Source organism: Pseudoalteromonas sp. 2CM37A (assembly GCF_023161885.1).
GTDB lineage: Bacteria > Pseudomonadota > Gammaproteobacteria > Enterobacterales > Alteromonadaceae > Pseudoalteromonas > Pseudoalteromonas atlantica.
This window is the reverse complement of the sequence record NZ_JALNTJ010000002.1, coordinates 634,999-652,785: the sequence shown is the minus strand read 5'-3', so window position 1 is coordinate 652,785 and position 17,787 is coordinate 634,999. Positions and strand designations below refer to the sequence as shown.

General features: G+C 39.7%; 12 protein-coding genes. 4 read left to right on the top strand and 8 right to left on the bottom strand.

Annotation, left to right across the window (positions count from 1 at the left end; genetic code table 11):
- Nucleotides 1–130: 130 nt before the first annotated feature.
- Both MTF68_RS06575 and MTF68_RS06570 read left to right on the top strand, forming a co-directional pair.
- Entirely contained in the window at nt 131–1,027 is an 897-nt protein-coding gene (locus MTF68_RS06575) for a LysR family transcriptional regulator (RefSeq protein WP_248462044.1), read from the top strand.
- A gap of 70 nt (nt 1,028–1,097) precedes the next feature.
- Nucleotides 1,098–2,783 (top strand): pseudouridine synthase, encoded by a 1,686-nt coding sequence (locus MTF68_RS06570; protein WP_248462043.1) that lies wholly within the window; start codon nt 1,098–1,100, stop codon nt 2,781–2,783.
- Between the two features lie 190 nt (nt 2,784–2,973).
- Here MTF68_RS06570 and rnd read toward each other — a convergent pair whose 3' ends face one another.
- The 3 genes from rnd to MTF68_RS06555 all read right to left on the bottom strand — a co-directional run bounded on the left by rnd (nt 2,974) and on the right by MTF68_RS06555 (nt 6,775).
- Complete coding sequence (rnd, locus tag MTF68_RS06565) at nt 2,974–4,104, bottom strand: ribonuclease D (protein WP_054981948.1); 1,131 nt, start codon at nt 4,102–4,104, stop codon at nt 2,974–2,976.
- 51 nt (nt 4,105–4,155) lie between these two features.
- Nucleotides 4,156–5,808 (bottom strand): long-chain-fatty-acid--CoA ligase FadD, encoded by a 1,653-nt coding sequence (fadD, locus tag MTF68_RS06560; RefSeq protein ID WP_024031721.1) that lies wholly within the window; start codon nt 5,806–5,808, stop codon nt 4,156–4,158.
- A 115-nt stretch (nt 5,809–5,923) separates the two neighbouring features.
- Entirely contained in the window at nt 5,924–6,775 is an 852-nt protein-coding gene (locus MTF68_RS06555; protein ID WP_054981947.1) for an alpha/beta fold hydrolase, read from the bottom strand.
- A gap of 580 nt (nt 6,776–7,355) precedes the next feature.
- Between MTF68_RS06555 and MTF68_RS06550 the strand changes: the two genes are divergently transcribed.
- Entirely contained in the window at nt 7,356–8,645 is a 1,290-nt protein-coding gene (locus tag MTF68_RS06550) for an alkaline phosphatase (RefSeq protein ID WP_054981946.1), read from the top strand.
- Between the two features lie 64 nt (nt 8,646–8,709).
- On the opposite strand, the gene MTF68_RS06545 is transcribed toward MTF68_RS06550, so the two are convergent.
- The 5 genes from MTF68_RS06545 to MTF68_RS06525 form a co-directional block, all read right to left on the bottom strand.
- Complete coding sequence (locus MTF68_RS06545; protein WP_054981945.1) at nt 8,710–9,039, bottom strand: hypothetical protein; 330 nt, start codon at nt 9,037–9,039, stop codon at nt 8,710–8,712.
- Nucleotides 9,040–9,107: 68 nt separating this feature from the next.
- Nucleotides 9,108–9,812: a tRNA (adenosine(37)-N6)-threonylcarbamoyltransferase complex dimerization subunit type 1 TsaB gene (tsaB, locus tag MTF68_RS06540; RefSeq protein WP_248462042.1), complete on the bottom strand. Its 705-nt coding sequence runs from the start codon at nt 9,810–9,812 to the stop codon at nt 9,108–9,110.
- 9 nt (nt 9,813–9,821) lie between these two features.
- The gene (locus MTF68_RS06535) at nt 9,822–11,738 is read right to left on the bottom strand and encodes an ATP-dependent DNA helicase (protein WP_248462041.1); all 1,917 of its coding nucleotides are present in this window, start codon (nt 11,736–11,738) and stop codon (nt 9,822–9,824) included.
- Nucleotides 11,739–11,836: 98 nt separating this feature from the next.
- Nucleotides 11,837–13,645: a M20/M25/M40 family metallo-hydrolase gene (locus tag MTF68_RS06530; RefSeq protein WP_248462129.1), complete on the bottom strand. Its 1,809-nt coding sequence runs from the start codon at nt 13,643–13,645 to the stop codon at nt 11,837–11,839.
- A gap of 118 nt (nt 13,646–13,763) precedes the next feature.
- Nucleotides 13,764–15,944: a pre-peptidase C-terminal domain-containing protein gene (locus MTF68_RS06525; RefSeq protein ID WP_248462040.1), complete on the bottom strand. Its 2,181-nt coding sequence runs from the start codon at nt 15,942–15,944 to the stop codon at nt 13,764–13,766.
- A 503-nt stretch (nt 15,945–16,447) separates the two neighbouring features.
- Between MTF68_RS06525 and MTF68_RS06520 the strand changes: the two genes are divergently transcribed.
- On the top strand, nt 16,448–17,731 hold the full coding sequence (locus MTF68_RS06520; protein ID WP_248462039.1) for a sodium:proton antiporter: 1,284 nt from the start codon (nt 16,448–16,450) through the stop codon (nt 17,729–17,731).
- Nucleotides 17,732–17,787 lie beyond the last annotated feature (56 nt).

The following is a 17,787-nucleotide window of genomic DNA, read 5'->3' as shown; positions in this document are numbered from 1 at the left end:
ATTCCTGATTTTTTTAACAACCAAATTATTGGGCTGTAAGGCTAATGTTGAATTCGCGGTTAATATAACTTTTAGATACACAAGCGAATAGATACAATAACGGCACAATACAATTCCGACTTTCAGAACAATGATTAACTATTTACGACACATGGCTATTTTTGCCAAAGTGGTTGCCGGCGGTTCATTTCGTATTGCAGCTAAGGAGCTTGGCATAGCACCTTCACGTGTTAGCCATAGTGTTTCTGACTTAGAACAGTTTTTAGGCGTCACTTTATTACATAGAACAACCCGTAAATTGTCGCTTACCCCTGAAGGTGAAAAATTTTACGCCCACGTAGAAAACATAACAAAACACGCAGAGGCAGGTTTGAACGAAATTAACTCTGTGGGTGATGAACCTATAGGATCTTTAAAAATATCGCTTCCCGCCTTTTTAGCAAGCTCCGAAATTTCAGCCGCGATAGCAGAATTTGTGCAAACCTACCCAAAAGTGAACTTGTCTCTTAATTACACAGACCAAGTAATAAATATAATGGATGAAGGACTCGATTTAAGTATTCGAGTTGGCTGGCTAGAAGACAGCTCACTCATGGCGCGTAAAATTGGAGAGAGTAGACGCTTTTTAGTTGCCTCAAGTAAGTACGCGAGTAAGCATCAACCCCCTACGCACCCAAACGATTTAAAACAGTGGGATTGGGTTCATTTTAGTATGCGCGGCAGCACTGTAGATTTTACATCCCCAAATGGCGAAGTGGTGTGTATTTGTGAAAAGTCGCGCGTAAATGTAAATAGTGCGCTTGCAATAAGTCACTTTGTATCTGAAGACTTGGGTCTTGGCATATTGCCCGAAAACCTAGTAAAAAAACAATTAGCACGAGAAGAGTTCATTCACATTTTACCTAACTGGCAACTCAAGCCGCTTGGATACTATGCGGTATGGCCAAATAATGCACGCAGAGAAAACCTAACACTATTATTAGTGCGCTTTTTAGCTAAGCGCGGTTTAATAACCGCAGAGGATTAAGCAAGTACCCCTTAAGTGAATATGTTATTATGGGCCCATTACTTTGCTTTATGCCTGCTATTACTTTGCTATGTTAAATCACGCTTCTTGTTTTACTTTATTTGATTGCTCTGTAGATTCTATAGCGCTTCCAGATAAATTTACGTTTCCTTTTTACTACCAACCTCATCCATTATCTGTTTTAGCCGCAACACAATTGCAGCAGCAACTTGAAACGCATTTACCGTATAACGAAAATGACAGCAGCAATACAGCAACGAATGATGGCAAAATGTTTGGTGTACTAGTTGTACAAAACCAGCAACAACAACTTGGCTTTTTAGCGGCGTATTCAGGCCAGCTCGAAAATTTAAATACCGATATAAAATGCGTGCCTAATGTATCTACAATGGCACTGGAAGATGTGAGTTATTTAAAAGAAAGTAAAATAATTAACGACATAAATGCGCAAATACATGCCCTAGAGAATGCAAGTACATTGAATAAATTAACAGCGTCATTAAATGCCGATAAAGCCGCGTTTGATCAGCAGTTACACGCTCAACAAAGCGTAATGCAAGCCAATAGAAAAATACGTAAAAAGGCGCGCAGTGCACTTGCAATTGAGCAAAGCCAAGCAATAACGCCTGAGCAACAAGCAAGCTTGAATGAACTGGCCAAACAAAGCATAGAAGATAAAAAACACTATCAAAGCATAAAAGATCACTGGCATGATAAAATAACTCAGCAACAGCAGGCGCTTAATGCCCTACACGACGAAATAAAACAGTTAAAAAAACGCCGTAAAGTTTTATCTAAAAACCTACAAAAGCAAGTGTTTGCACAGTACCAGTTTTTAAATGCAGAGCATGAAGTTAAAGATCTCAATGCCATATTTGCAGCATTGCCAGAGCATACTCCGCCATCAGGTGCGGGAGATTGCGCTGCGCCCAAGCTATTACAATACGCTTATCTTAATAATTTAAAGCCAGTGGCTATGGCTGAGTTTTGGTGGGGGCCCGCACCTAAATCGGCAATACGCCAACATAAAAACTATTACCCTTCTTGCTACAGTAAGTGCCAACCTATTTTATCGCACATGTTAAAAGGCCTCAGCATAGAAGATAACCCGCTACTCGTTAACCCTGCTGAAGGTAAAACGCTGCCGATTGTCTATCAAGACGATGATATTGTTATTGTAAACAAGCCCAGCGAGTTTTTATCTGTACCAGGTGTCAATATTGAAGATTCTGTGTATTTACGTATTCAAACGCAATTTCCACACGCTACAGGCCCGTTAATTGTGCACAGACTAGATATGTCTACATCAGGTTTATTAGTGGTTGCGCTCAATAAACGAGCCCACAAAGCATTACAAAAGCAATTTATTGCCCGCACTATCGATAAACGTTACATTGCGCTGGTTGATGGTATTGTGCCTAAGGACAGTGGCAAGATAGAGCTGCCATTGCGACTTGATTTTGACGATAAGCCACGCCAGCTTGTTTGTTATAAAAACGGCAAACTCGCACTTACTACATGGCAGGTACTTGAACGTAAAAACAATATTACACGCCTACAGCTCTACCCTAAAACGGGCCGCACTCACCAATTAAGGGTACACTGTGCTCATCACTTAGGGCTTAATATGCCTATTATTGGTGACACACATTACGGTAAAAAAGCCAACAGGTTACACTTACATGCCGAATATTTGGCGCTAGATCACCCCATTACCCATAAGCGTTTAACGTTCTGCGTAGCGCCCGATTTTTAATACCAATTCGCATAATTAAGTGATCTATTTTGAGGATTAAAAAACGTGTTGATAGCAAGGCAAAAAAATCGCTATTTATTTGTTATAAATGAGAATTTTTTAACGCAGATAGCGACACGTTTAGCCCCTAAAAATGATTAAATATTATTGCGAATTGGTATAACATAGCCTGTTAGCTTAAAAAGTGGGTTTAATTATCCCACTCTTTAAGTGCGTCTTTAACAAAACTGTAGCGCCAAGAATTAAGTAAATCAGGTTTAATATGATTTACCTTTTGCTCATCGGTGAGTTTCCAATTCCAGCTAATAAGCTGATTAATTTGCTTTTTAGAGGCTATTACATCCTCTGGTATACCCTGCTCTTTTGCCACTTTAGTGATTTTTTGTTTAATATCTTTAGCTACTTTTTTATAAGCCGGAAAATCAATTAAACGTTTAAGCACAGGCGGATGCTCATCAACCGGGAGTGCTTTGGCCTTTTCAATACACTTTAGTATTTCGACTCCAGAGCGGTTTACTTCCATCGACTCAACACCCGGAATTTGTCTCAGCGTATTTAAGCTCGAGGGCCCACGTTTAGCAATTTCCGTCATGTTGTGCTCTTTAAGCACAAAGTTAAGCGCTAAATTTTTACGAATAGCTTTATTACGACGCCATACAGCTAATTCTTTTAATACCGCGAGCTCGTGCGGTTTTAGTTGCCATGCGTTTTTTATATCTTTGTAAAGCAGCTCATCTGGAGTTTGAAAGGCGCGTTTATTTGCAATTAACTCGCTCTCATTTATGACAATATCAAATAACTCAGCTTTATTTATACGCTCAATTATTAGTTCAAAACAAGGCAGTAAATGAAACGTATCAGCGGCTGCATAATCGAGCTGCTTTTTAGTTAATGGGCGCTGTAGCCAATTAGTTCGCGATTCACTTTTGTCTATTTCTATGCCTAATAGCTCTTTTACCATTAGCGCAAAGCCCATACAGTTGCCTTCGCCTAAAAGCTGAAGAGCAAATTGTGTATCAAACAATGGAGCGGGTACAAAGCCTGCATATTTTTGAAATACTTCAATATCTTCTGAAGGTGAATGCAACACTTTCAGTACTGATGGATCTTGTAATATTTGCCAAAATTCAAATAACGAGAGTTCGGCCAGTGGATCTATAAGGGCAAGATGCTCGCCATCATATACTTGAATAAGTGCAACTTCAGGGTACAAAGTACGGCGGCGCATAAACTCTGTGTCTATGGCTAAAATAGGCTTGTTTTTTATTTGCTCAACAAAGGTATTGAGTTGATTTTGTGTTTCGATCAATTGGTATTGCACTTAATCTCCTACAATAAAAAAGCCGGCTAATGCCGGCTTTTTTATAGTTTACTAATCTTTTAGGGCTCTTCTGAGAATTTTACCTACATTTGTTTTAGGTAACTCATCCTTAAACTCAACGAGTTTAGGCACCTTATAATTAGTTAAATTATCACGACAGTGATTTATTATATCTTTTTCAGTTAAAGAAGGGTCTTTTTTAACAACAAAAACTTTAACTTGTTCGCCACTTACATCGTGCGGTATACCAATAGCCGCGACTTCTAGTACGCCGTCGTGCATGGCAACCACTTCTTCTATCTCATTTGGGAACACATTAAAGCCCGATACAATGATCATGTCTTTTTTGCGGTCAACAATATAGAAGAAACCTTCATCGTCGTATGTGGCAATATCGCCAGTAGCAAACCAGCCATCTTGCAAACATTCTGCAGTTGCATCTGGGCGGTTATAGTAACCTAGCATAACTTGTGGGCCTTTAACCCATAGCTCACCGGGTTCACCTTTTGCCGCTTCTTCTCCGTTTTCAAGCATTAGCTTAATTTCGGTATTAGGAGCAGGTAAACCAATAGAGCCATTATAAGCTTCTAAATCGTACGGGCTTACAGTTACAAGCGGTGCACACTCAGTTAAACCGTAACCTTCCATTAATTTAGAATTAGTCACTTTTTGCCATTTTTCAGCTACAGGACGTTGTACCGCCATACCGCCACCTAATGACATTTTTAAATGACTAAAATCAAGCTCTGCAAACCCTGGTGTATTAAGTAGCCCGTTAAACAGGGTATTTACACCGGTAATAGCAGTAAATTTATGCTGATTAAGCTCTTTAACAAATGCTGGCATATCACGTGGGTTTGTAATTAATACATTCAAACCACCGTATTTCATAAACGTTAAGCAGTTAGCCGTTAACGCAAATATATGGTAAAGCGGTAATGCAGTAACAACAACTTCAGTACCACGGTCTAATACTTTATCTAAACAGCCCGATACTTGCTCAAGGTTACCAACCATGTTGCCATGACTTAACATCGCCCCTTTAGATACGCCGGTTGTACCACCTGTGTATTGTAAAAAGGCCAGATCAGATAAGCTCATTTCAGGGCGCGTATACTTTGCAGGGTCACCTGCTAACACATCTGAAAACTTAATTGTATTTGGTAGGTTGTAGCTAGGTACCATTTTTTTTATGTATTTAACCACAAAATTAACGATATGCTTTTTAATACCACCCACCATGTCGCCCACTTGGGTAACAACAATGTGTTTTACATCCGTTTTTGCAAGTGCTTTTTCAAGCGTGTCTGCAAAGTTAGCCAATATAAAAATAGCTGACGCGTCAGAGTCTTTTAATTGATGCTCAAGCTCTCGTACTGTGTAAAGTGGGTTTACGTTAACCACCACACACCCTGCACGTAAAATACCTAAAATAGCGATAGGCGTTTGTAATAAGTTAGGCATCATTACGGCGACTTTGTCGCCTTTTTTCAAACCTAAATCATTTTGAATATACGAGGCAACACGTTGTGTCGCTGTATCTATTTCATCATACGATAATGTTTTACCCATATTCGTAAATGCAGGTAAATCTTTGTAATCGGTAAAACTTTTTTCGAACACTTCGAGTAACGAGTTGTAATGCTCAGGATCGATTGTTTCAGGCATACCTTCTGGGTAGCGCTTAAGCCAGATTTTTTCCACTCTTAGCCCCTGTTTATAATTATATTTTTATTAACCTTAATCTAAGTAAGGCACTTTAACAATTGAGCAAATACTCTAATGCAGGAATAATCCCACATTTGGCGCTAATTTACAATTAACATGCACCATTTTGCAGCATAAAGGCTTGAATATGCTCAAAACATAACCCACTGCTTTGCATATGGCAATGATGCCCGCCATCTACATTAATTACCTTCAAGTTGTTGTAATAGCTAATATACTTGGCCAAATTTTGTTTTACAAACGAATAACCTTGGTTACCTAAAATTAATTGGCTTGGTGCAATTAATTGTTTTATTGCACCAATACATTGCGCTTCATCAAACCTAAAACCTGAGTGATTTTTAAGCTTAGGGTCTGTTGTTAACTCATACCCTAGTTCACTTTGCTTAATATTACGACTCATCAATAAGGTGATCAGTTCGTTATTTAAATCTGTTGTATTTGCACGCGCTTCGATAATCGCTGATTGCGATTTATAAACGCGCTTTTTTTTATTGTAGGCGCGCTCTCTGTTCAGTATCGCCCCTTTTAATTGCTCACATACTTCATCACTGGGGGTTGTAACACAGCCAATCCCTTCAATAAAGGTAACTGAATACACATACTCACTAAAACAACTAGCAAATAAACCAGCCACCATTGCGCCCATTGAATGGCCGACTAAATGTACCTTTTTTGCCCCTAAGCTCTTTATAAGTTGGTACACATCGTCAATATAATCAACAAAATAATAATGAGCGTCCTGTGCACGCCAATCAGATAGCCCATGCCCAGCAAAGTCAACACAATACCAAGTATGCTGCGGATTAACTTTATCTAGCATAGGTGTAAAACTATTACTGTTATCTAGCCACCCATGCAAGGCTATAACCAGCTCATCGCCAGTGCCTTTTTGTAAGCCACGCAATGTTATATTTCTTGTTTTTATTTCAAATGGCTGCAACAGACACCTCTTTTTAACGTGCGACATTATTTATAACATACTAGTTGTCAGACCTCTAATACCAAAAGTTTTTATATTTTTTATATTTATAAAGACCACTTTATTTGTAAGGTTAACTTTTGAATTTTAATTATGTATTTAATTTCAACAACTTAAAATATTTTAAGTTTCATTAATTCAATAAATAATTACAAACAGAGCTTAAATACTCTTCAGGTAGGTAATGTATACCACTATATTCATTACACTATAATTAACATAAGCTAAAAAAATGGCTGTATTGTTTTAGTGACAATTAGCCAAACCTGTTTATATACTTTGCTTTTTATTCTTACTTCATTTCATTATTATACGAGGGCGTATTGAACTTTGTGGATTGAAACTTGTTCAATCTACGGGCGGTTAAATCCTGGTACGAGGTTTGTAACCTTGTGGGCTGGGTAAAAACCTAGCAAAAAATTTAATCGCCTTAGAAAGAATTTCTGGGCAGCGCATGTTTGGTATTTATGCTGCAAATTCAACACGGCGTAACCATATACAATTGTGGTGCTATTTAAACAGCACATTCATAGGGATAAAAATGAAGAACCAACTTAGCTTATTAGCGCTTTTATGTGCATCTACCAGTGTTTATGCAAGCGATGCACCTAAAAATGTAATTTATATGATTGGTGACGGGATGGGTCCTGCCTATACAACCGCTTATCGTTATTTTAAAGATGATCCAACCACCAAGCAGATTGAAACAACCGTATTTGATACTATTTTAACAGGCATGGCGCGTACTTACCCTGACGATCACACTTATGTTACCGACAGTGCTGCAGGTGCAACCGCACTGAGTAGCGGCCACAAAAGTTATAATGGTGCTATTGCAGTCGATACAGACAAAAAGCCCGTTAAAACCATGCTAGAAATAGCAAAAGAACGCGGTATGACAACGGCATTAGTAGCTACCTCGCAAATTAACCATGCCACCCCAGCTAGTTTTGCTACACATAACGAATCACGTCGAAATTACGATGCCATTGCTAATGAATACATAGATAACAAAATTGCCGGTAAACTCCCTGTTGATTTAATGCTAGGGGGCGGTACGCAGTATTTTATTAGAGAAGACCGTAACCTCGTTGATGAATTTAAAGCAGCTGGTTATCAATATAGCGATGATATAAAAAACCTTGGTCAGATCACACAAGTACCGGCACTTGGCTTATACGCCCCAATGGGCCTGCCGTTTGCACTTGATGCTAATTCAAACCACTTAACGCAACTAACAGCTAAAGCATTTGATTTACTCGACGGCCAAAATAAAGACGGCTTTTTTGTCATGATTGAAGGCAGCCAAATTGATTGGTGTGGACATGCTAACGATGTAGCCTGTGCCATGGCCGAAATGGATGACTTTGCACAGTCGATTGAAAAAGCAAAAGCCTATATTGATAAAAACCCTGATACTTTATTAGTGGTTACTGCAGATCATTCAACTGGTGGGTTAACCCTCGGTGCGCACGGACAATATAAGTGGGATACAGAAGTTATTAAAGGCGTTAAAGCAACAGCCGTTGAGCTGACAAAGCAATTACTCGCTGCTGATGACCTAGAGCCTATTTGGCGCGCCAACACAGGTATTGAATATACACCGGCTAATAAAGTAAAACTTGAACAAGCGAAAAAAATGGGCGAAACAGCGCTTAATTTAGCCATTAAAAGTATTATTAGTGACGCCAGCTTTACTGGTTGGACAACAGGCGGACACACCGCTGTAGATGTACAAGTATTTGCCTACGGTAAAGGCAGTGAACACTTTAACGGTGCTCAAAATAATACAGATATTGCCGATAAACTAATTGGCTTTATTAAACAGTAGCCATAAGCTTACGCAAAAAGCCCGAACCTGTGTTCAGGCTTTTTATTTTTTACTGTTACTGGAGCTAAGCGTATATATCGACGCCTATTAAATCTTGTACTTCGGCGCGACGCTCTAAATTTGCAAATTCTGTATATGTTGAAATTGCTTTACTCACCGTTGGGCTTGGTTGGTCATAAATAGTTTGGCTGTACTTTGCGTTACTAGTGTTTTGACTAAAGTATTGATTAGCAAGCTCTACACCCGCTTTACTAGTTTTTACATAATCTGTGTTTGTTTTTTGACTGGCGCTATCATCCGCTAAACCTTGTGGTTTAGAGGGTATAATTTTTGTAGAGGTAACCTTTGCAGGAATATCCCCCGTAAAAAAACCAGCACCAATTGGCAAAGTCATAGATAACTTCCAACAACAAACATATTAAAAATTATGATTTAAAAACACCCAATTTGCAACTCTTGTGCTTATTCGCGACCCGGTAGTTTTTTCCATGTTACTGTATCGCGCACATATTTAGGTTGCGCATCGCTTGCTTTAACAACCTCGCCCTTTAAAAAGGCCGTATCTACATGGCTAAGCATATAGCGAGCATCTGGCAAAGTAATGGCTGTATTTATGGTTATATTGCTAACGTTTTTAAGTGCATCAGGGTAACTTTTAAATCCCGTGCCAACGGCAATCGCGTGTAACTCTTCACTGCTTATGTGCTCTTCGCTTAATAAATCAGGTTTTATAACACACTCTTCATTTACTAACTCCATGCGTGCGTTATTTACTCGGTATTGGGCAAAATAAATTTCTCCCATGCGCGCATCTATAGCTGAATACACTACTGGTGCCTGCGTTTGTTCGTACGCTTGCTGGGCCATAATTGCCAAGGTTGATACGCCCACTAATGGTAAATTGGCTGAATAAGCTAACCCTTGTGCAATAGCAACACTAATGCGTACACCGGTAAAGCTACCTGGCCCTTGGCCAAAGCCAATAACGTCTAAGTCTTTTAATTTACACTGTGCTTTATTAAGAAGCTCATCAACTAAAGGGAGTATTTTTTGACTATGTTGCTGTGGGCATTCTTCAAAATGATGAAATGTTTGGCCCTCAAAGTGTAAAACTATAGATAACGCTTCGGTTGAGGCGTCTAGGGCAAGAATATTACTTTTAATCATTTTAGTACTCTAGTTAATGTGTTTTAAAAATGTGTTTGCATCTTCTAAGCTTCGCGTGCGGCGCATCGGCGGTAAGCTTTTTAAAAATACTTGGCCATATTGGCGCGTTACTAATCGGTTGTCGCAAATAACCAGCACGCCTTTATCTTTGTTATCTCGTATTAAACGCCCCACGCCCTGCTTGAGCGCAATAACAGCTTGCGGTAACTGTATATGAGCAAACGGGTCTTTGCCTTGCATTTGACAATCTTGCATTTTGGCTTGCAGTAATGGGTCATCCGGTGCTGCAAAAGGTAACTTGTCGATAATAACACAGCTTAGCGTGCTACCACGTACATCAACCCCTTCCCAGAACGAGGCAGTACCTAACAATACCGCATTACCATGGCGCGTAAATTTTTCCAGTATTATACGCTTAGACATTTGCCCTTGCATATAAACTGGGTAGTCCATTTGTGTGGTTAACCCCTCAGCCACCAAATGCATCATTCGGTAACTTGTAAACAGCACAAAGCAACGCCCTTTAGCCGATTTAATCAGCTCTAGGGTTAATTTTATAATTGCATGAGGCATGTTCTCTGCGTGCGATTCAGGCAAATATCGTGGTAAGCATAAAAGCGCCTGATTAGGATAATCAAAGGGGCTATCAACCATCATACTTTGCGCAGGAGTAATACCTAAGCTTGCATTAAAGTGATCGAGCTTATTATCAACCGATAACGTGGCTGAGGTAAATACAAACCCTGCGCCGGTGTCTTTCATCATTTGAGCAAATTTAGCAGAGACATTAAGGGGCGTAATATTAACCGTTAAATAGCGCCGCGTGGTTTCGTACCAATAGCTAAAGCCCGTTTGTGCGGTATCAAAAACACGCTCTAACTGACCTTTAAACGCTAAAGTGCGCTCAAACGGATGCTCTATTTTATCACTTCGCTCTAGGCACAGTTTTAATACCTGATAAACAAAGTCTAAATCGCTAATTACCCGATGCAGCGCTGCGCAAATTAATTTATCGCTGAGCTTTTCGCGCCAATCACCTCGGCTTCCATCTACACCAAACTGTAAACGTAAATCAGCCACACTGGTTTCTAGCTTATTAAGGCTTTTTCCAAGTTGCAGCATATCGGGAATTTCTGCACGGTAAATAGCGCGTAAATCGTTAATTAAATCCACCAGCTTTTTAGTGCTAATACTTTCACCAAAGTAGTCACTGGCAATTTCGCTAAGCTGGTGTGCTTCGTCAAAAATATAAGCGTCGGCGGTGGGCATAAGTTCGGCAAAACCGGAGTCTTTTACTGCCATATCAGCAAAAAATAAATGATGGTTTATAACCACTACATCCGCTTCGGCTGCATTTAAACGCGCTTTGCGTATATAACATGATTGAAAGTCTGGACACTCTTTGCCTAAACAATTATCGGCTGTCGAATTAACATAGGCCAGTACCTTGGCATCTTCTTCAATACCAATACAGTCAGCTAAATCACCCGAGTGTGTTTCACTGGCAAATTTTGCAACCATAGCAAGTTGATGCATTACATCAGGATCGTCTGTTGGTACATGGGCTACATGTTGGCTTAGCCTATAAGTGCACAGATAATTAGCGCGCCCTTTTAACAATGCGGTTTTTTTAGATGCATTAAGTGCTTTTACTAGCTGAGGTAAATCGCGGTGGTATAACTGCTCTTGCAAGGCCTTAGAGCCTGTTGAGATAATTGTTTTACCCTTAGATTTAAGGGCAGGCGCTAAATAGGCAAACGTTTTGCCTGTACCAGTGCCGGCTTCAACCACTAACTGCGTGCTATTTTTTAATGCATCGTTAACGGCAACGGCCATATCAATTTGAGGTTGGCGTGGCGTGTATCCATCTAAAGATAACGCTAACGGCCCGGTTGCACTAAACAGCTGTTTGATAATACCAGTCACTTTACAAAAAATAATAGCGAGATTTTACGTAAGCCTGGCTATAAGGGCAAGCCAATTGAAATTAGAATTTTGTAAAGGGGCTCACACCCCTTTACACGTTATTGTGCATTTATTGATAACGTGACATTGCTGGCATTGCTATACCCTTTTAAATCGATATACCAATTACCTGTTTGTGGCGCAGAAAACGAACAGGTTTCGCTATTGCCATTTTTATATGGCCTGCACAAGTACTGAGAATCACTAGAAGGAGTGCCAAAGTTTACATATAAATCAGCATCGCCACTGCCACCAGACATTGTTATATCTAATGATGCGTACTGCGTATTTAAACTTTGGCTAAAGCGTTGCCAGCTCCCAGCAGAAACACTAATGTTTGTTATGCTCCGATTGATAGGCTCAATACTCCCCCCTTCATTGTAACTTCCGGTTAGGGATACATTTTCTATCGCATTCCATGCGTGTACCATCACATAGTAAACTCCTTCACTAGAGGGATTAATATCGCAACGTTCATTACTACTTGAGGTAGTGCTTTTACAATCATAATCGTTCAGTGTAGGTGCTTGGTTGTAGCGTACGTATAAGTCTGCATCGCCTGTGCCCCCAGTCGTAATAAAATTTAAATTGCTCGCACTTTGTGGCACAGCTAATGTGTAAATAAACTGCTCTTTTGCAACCCCTGTGATCCCACTAAGTGTTTGCCCATTGGTTAATTGGTTATTAGTAGGGGGCGCGGTATCGCCGGCATTTTTAGCCATTTCGGCAACATAACTTACTGCCAACTTGGCGAATTTACTGGCATGTTGAGCATCAAACTGGTTATCGTTTTGGGTGTGAATAAGCGGGTTTATATCGCCCATTTTTGATTCAAAAGGCATAGAGGCTGCAAACCCTTGCTGATACCATGACGCATGATCAGAACAACCATAACCACACTGATCAAATCCATAATTTAATTGCGGTAAGTAGGTATCTAAAAGCGCTGCTAAAAACTGATTTTGTGCATTGTTAGTGTAATCAGTCATCATAACTATATCTTCAAGGCTGCCATTATTGCCTGTCATATCAAACTGCACCATGCCCACTACATTTTTACCCTGCGATTGGTAGCTGCTTGCAATATCACTTGAACCTTTAAGGCCAACTTCTTCCGCTGCAAACGCCATAATTTGAATCGTACGCTGTGGTTTGTAATTAGTTTGTACAATCGCGCGCAGCGCCTCTGATAGCACAGCAATGCCTGAGGCGTTATCATCAGCACCAGGTGAGCGTCCATTGCTTGGGTTTGACTGATTTATCGAATCAAGGTGGCCACCAATAATAACAATTTCATCTGCTTTTTCATTGCCTTCAATTGTCACTATAACCGACGATTGCGCCCAATTATGCGGGTAAGTTGCAATGCTAATATCACTGCGACTTTGCGCTATTTGTTGCCAATATGTGTTTAACCAATTTGCAGCATCTATCCCTGTTTGTGAGGTGTAATAACGATTATTAAAACTGGTTAAAGAGTTAACAGTGCTATCGAGGTTAACGGTGCTAATTGATGACATTAAATTTTGTACTGTTTGTTCGTTATCAATAGAATAACTAAATGCTAATGTATTTTGTATAGTATGCGCCGCGGCTAATTGTGTTGCGTAACTGCTCGCCTCTTGCCATGAATCATGTGCCACAAACCCACCGCACCGATTATAATTGTGGTGCATAAATTCGCTTAGATTATTTACCTGATCAGCAGGTATATTCACCAAGTCTATATTTTCAAGCGCACTTGTTGAGCGCTGTGCAAAGGGCAATCTTTGCACTAATCCATGCTGGGTATACTCATAATGTGCCGCTGCAGTTGAATCTATGCTTACCCACACTTTGTTTGTTTCACTTTGAGCTACAACGCCCATTGTAGTAAATAAGCACAGTGCACTTAGTAGTTTAAAAGGTTTCATTGGTATTCCTTATAATTGGCAATACTGGTATCCATAAAATTAAAAAAAGGGGCACTAGGCCCCGTATCAATGTTTAATTAGCAGACACACTCAGTGTTACTCCGCTTGCATTACTGTACCCTCTTAAATCTAGGTACCATGTACCTGATTGTGGGTTATCAAACGAACACGTTTCACTGTTGCCATTTTTATAAGGTCTACACAAATAAGTTGACGTACTCGACGCTGAACCATAATTTACATAAAGATCGGCATCGCCACTTCCACCAGAAATAGTAACGGTTAAATTACTATAGCCCGCTCCTAAGTCTTGAGTAAATCGAGCCCAGCTATTAGTTGAAACACTAATATTAGACTCGGTTCTGTTAATCGGTGTGACGCCTCCTGTTGAATTGTTAAAACTCCCAGTAAGCGATACATCAGCTATAGCATTCCATGCTTCTACCATTACATAGTAGGTGCCTGCTTGAACGTTCGAAATACTGCAGTTTTCAGTGCTTGAAGAGGTGGTACTTTTACAGTCATACGTATTCAGTGTGGGTTTACTTCCAAACATTACATATAAATCTGCATCGCCCGAGCCACCAGCGGTATTAAACTCAAGATCTGTTGCCCCCGCTGGTACATCGAGTGTAAAAAACATCTGCGCTTTTGCAGAGCCGCTGATCCCCGTACGTGCCACTTTATTTGTTAACGCTTCATCCGTAGGCACAGGCGTGCTCGAGCAATCGCTCCCTGCACTTAGGTTTGAAGTAACTCCCACTGCCGCCAATGCAGCTTGTACATCGCTTGGGTTGTAATTTAAGTCACACGCAGCGTCCATAACGCCGTTACCAGCTAAATCCCAATTTGTACTCGCACTCCAATAAAGCTGATTTGCACGTGCCATGACTACAAATGCTTTTTTAGTATCCCAGCCGGATGTAGTAGCAAGGTTATAAAATGCTTTGTTAAATACACCCGAGCTATAGTGCACATCCATGCCAGAGGTATAACTACCTTGATTATCTATAGAGCGTCCATCCTGTGATGGATTATTCATATAGCGAAGCGCGCCATTGCCTTTAAAAATATCTTGTCCAACTAACCAATCGTTAGTGCCTTTCATGTAATACTCAGCCGCTTCACCAGCCATATCTGAAAAAGCTTCATTTAAGCCACCAGACTTACCGCTGTAAATTAAGCCAGAATTCTGTTCGGTAAAGCCATGGCTTACCTCATGCGCCGATACATCAAGGCTTACGAGTGGGTAAAAAGTGCTTTGCCCGTCGCCAAAGGTCATTGCACTGCCATCCCAAAATGCATTTTCATAATTACTTGAATAATGTACGCGCATTTTTAACTGAAAACTTAGCGGTGGCGATCCCACCCAGTCGTTATACATATTAAAAATAACGTTACCAAAATAATGAGCATCGTTAAGCGGCGAATAAGCCCCATTTATCTCTTTTACTGTATTCTCAGGGCAAGTAAATGAATGGGCAGCAGAGCCACTTGTGCCGCCATTGAGATTTATAGTTCTTACATTGGCATTATCCATAACACAGGTGTTACCAGATTGAGACACATCTAGGTTGCTAAAGTCAGTACCGTAAATGTATTTACCTGTTTTGAGATTCCCCCCTGGTCCCGTAGCATCAGCATGTTGTAAGTTATCGTAGCTGAGCAAAACCTCACCGGTATTAGCATCGATTATTTGATAAGGGCGTGATGGCGATTTGCCGTAGGTTACATACGATACTTCATACACCAAATGCGCCTTACTTTGTTGATCAACCCAAATCGCTAACCTTGATTTCTCATTGTGTTTTTTTAAACCTTTAGTTTTTGCAGCTATGCCTACATTTTGGCTTTGAAGCATGGCTTGTTTTACAGATAATTTAGCGCTTACATCGTTTATATCGCCTTCAATATCGTACACCGCAGCCCCATGGGCTTTTTTAAGCATGCCATTTTTAAATGAAAGGCTTAAAGTGTCACCAATTACTGGTAAACCTTGATATGTTTGCTGATATCGGCGAGTTACTTCACCGTTATTACTTATAAACTCTTTTAATACAACTAACTCGTTCCTTACACTTAACCCAATCAAGTCTTTAGGGCTAGTAGATAAAATGGATGCAGAATTTGATTGCATCATGTTATTTAAAGCCGTTTGTTGATTTAGGTATTTCTTGTTCGCAGCTACTGCATCTGTTGCTTGAACCAAGGTTAAAGCAGCAAAAGTTGCTAATGTGATTTTTGATAAATTCACGTTTACGCTCCGTCAAAATATTTAGTTTGTAGTGGATTTGTATTAACCGGAACTACTTGTACCCGATTAAGGATCAAGCTTATGTTACAAATTTGAGTTATGAAAATTAAACATTTAATTTACAAGTAAAGTATTAGGAAACGTAAGAACAACAGAAATTACAGTAGGTTAAAAAACACACAAAATCAGTAAAACCTTAAACAGATACAAATTGTATACATATATTTACACTAAATTACACTATTACACCCGCAAAATAGCCGCGTTTACTTTATTCAATTAACGGCATTAATTAGCCATTACGTTGCCTAGGCAACTTTGTATTAATCTCTTCATTACAAGCAATAACACCAGTAAATTTGCATTAACCATATGTCTCCTAAAGACATAAAAAAAGTGCTAAAAGCCCCATAAATACTGTGACACAGCCTAGTCACAGGAGTAATATACGGCTCGTTTAATTCGCTCTTTTTTGTTCTCTAAAATAAATTTAAGGTTAGCCAATGAATGCTTGGTATCTCATTTGTTTTCTCTCTGCTATCGCAATTTTTATTGCTTATGCAAACCAGTATGTTCTTAAAATGCAAACAACGATTGCTATAACAACGGGCTCGGTTGTTATATCGTTGTTATTAATTATTTCAGTTAAGTTATTAGGCGATACAACTGCATTAGAAATGACGCAAGTTGTAGCCAGTATTAATTTTAATGAATTGCTTTTAAAAGGCATGCTTGGATTTTTGTTATTTGCAGGTGCTTTAGAAATTAACCTGTTGGCACTGCGTAAACAACGATGGGAAATAACCGCTTTAGTTTTGTTCTCTACCGTAGTCTCTACTTTTTTAATTGGCTATTTAAGTTTTTATATTTTTGCCGCTCTTGGCTGGCCCGTCCCTTTTATTTATTGTTTACTTTTTGGCGCCTTAATAAGCCCAACCGATCCAATTGCTGTACTGGCAATTATTAAACAATTACGCGCCCCTGAAGGTATTTCGGTACAGGTAGAAGGCGAGTCTTTATTTAACGATGGTATTGGTTTGGTAATTTTTACTACGCTGTTTTCTGTTGCATTTTTTGGCACCGATGCCAACCCAGCCGACATTGCAGAGCTGTTTTTTGTTGATGCCATAGGCGGGATCGTGTTTGGTTTAGCAATGGCCCTTGTGGGTCACTTTTTAATTATTAACTGTAAAGATGTAAATATACGCCTATTAATAACCTTAACCATTCCAACTGCGGGTTTTGCCGCTGCCAATGTATGGGAAATATCTGGTGCGCTTGCCATGGTAACCAGTGGTATTATTTTAGGTAATATTACTCGCGCAAAAGCAACCGAGCGCACAGGGCCTGAAAACACGCGCTATATTAAAGACTTTTGGCACGCCACCGACAGCTTTTTAAACGCTTTGTTGTTTTTGATTATTGGTATGCTGATTGTCACTATGCCAGTAACAATGGGTGAAATTGGCTTAGGCCTTGTTATGATCCCTGCTATTTTATTAGCACGTTTTATTAGTGTTGGTGCGCCATTTGTAATATTTAAGCGCTTTAAAAACTACGACAAACACAGCGTTAAAATTTTAACTTGGGGTGGTTTACGTGGCGGTTTAGCATTAGCTATGGCTGCAGCTATTCCTCGTGATCAAGTATTTGTATCAGGCAGCGATCTGCATGATTTAATCGTTATTGTGACCTATGTTGTGGTTATATTTTCTATTATTGTGCAAGGTTTAACTATCTCGCCTCTCATTCAAAGTAGTATTAAATCTGCCGAGCAAAATCACTAAGTTTTCTTTATTAAACCCGCAGTCTATTCACTGCGGGTTAGTTATTTATGGGGGAT

Excerpts from the sequence above, each read along its gene's own strand:
- MTF68_RS06530 (WP_248462129.1), bottom strand. The coding sequence starts at position 13,645 with ATGGGCGTTGTAGCTCAAAGTGAAACAAACAAAGTGTGGGTAAGCATA.
- MTF68_RS06575 (WP_248462044.1), top strand. The coding sequence starts at position 131 with ATGATTAACTATTTACGACACATGGCTATTTTTGCCAAAGTGGTTGCC.
- MTF68_RS06545 (WP_054981945.1), bottom strand. The coding sequence starts at position 9,039 with ATGACTTTGCCAATTGGTGCTGGTTTTTTTACGGGGGATATTCCTGCA.
- MTF68_RS06520 (WP_248462039.1), top strand. The coding sequence starts at position 16,448 with ATGAATGCTTGGTATCTCATTTGTTTTCTCTCTGCTATCGCAATTTTT.
- MTF68_RS06550 (WP_054981946.1), top strand. The coding sequence starts at position 7,356 with ATGAAGAACCAACTTAGCTTATTAGCGCTTTTATGTGCATCTACCAGT.
- tsaB (WP_248462042.1), bottom strand. The coding sequence starts at position 9,812 with ATGATTAAAAGTAATATTCTTGCCCTAGACGCCTCAACCGAAGCGTTA.
- MTF68_RS06570 (WP_248462043.1), top strand. The coding sequence starts at position 1,098 with ATGTTAAATCACGCTTCTTGTTTTACTTTATTTGATTGCTCTGTAGAT.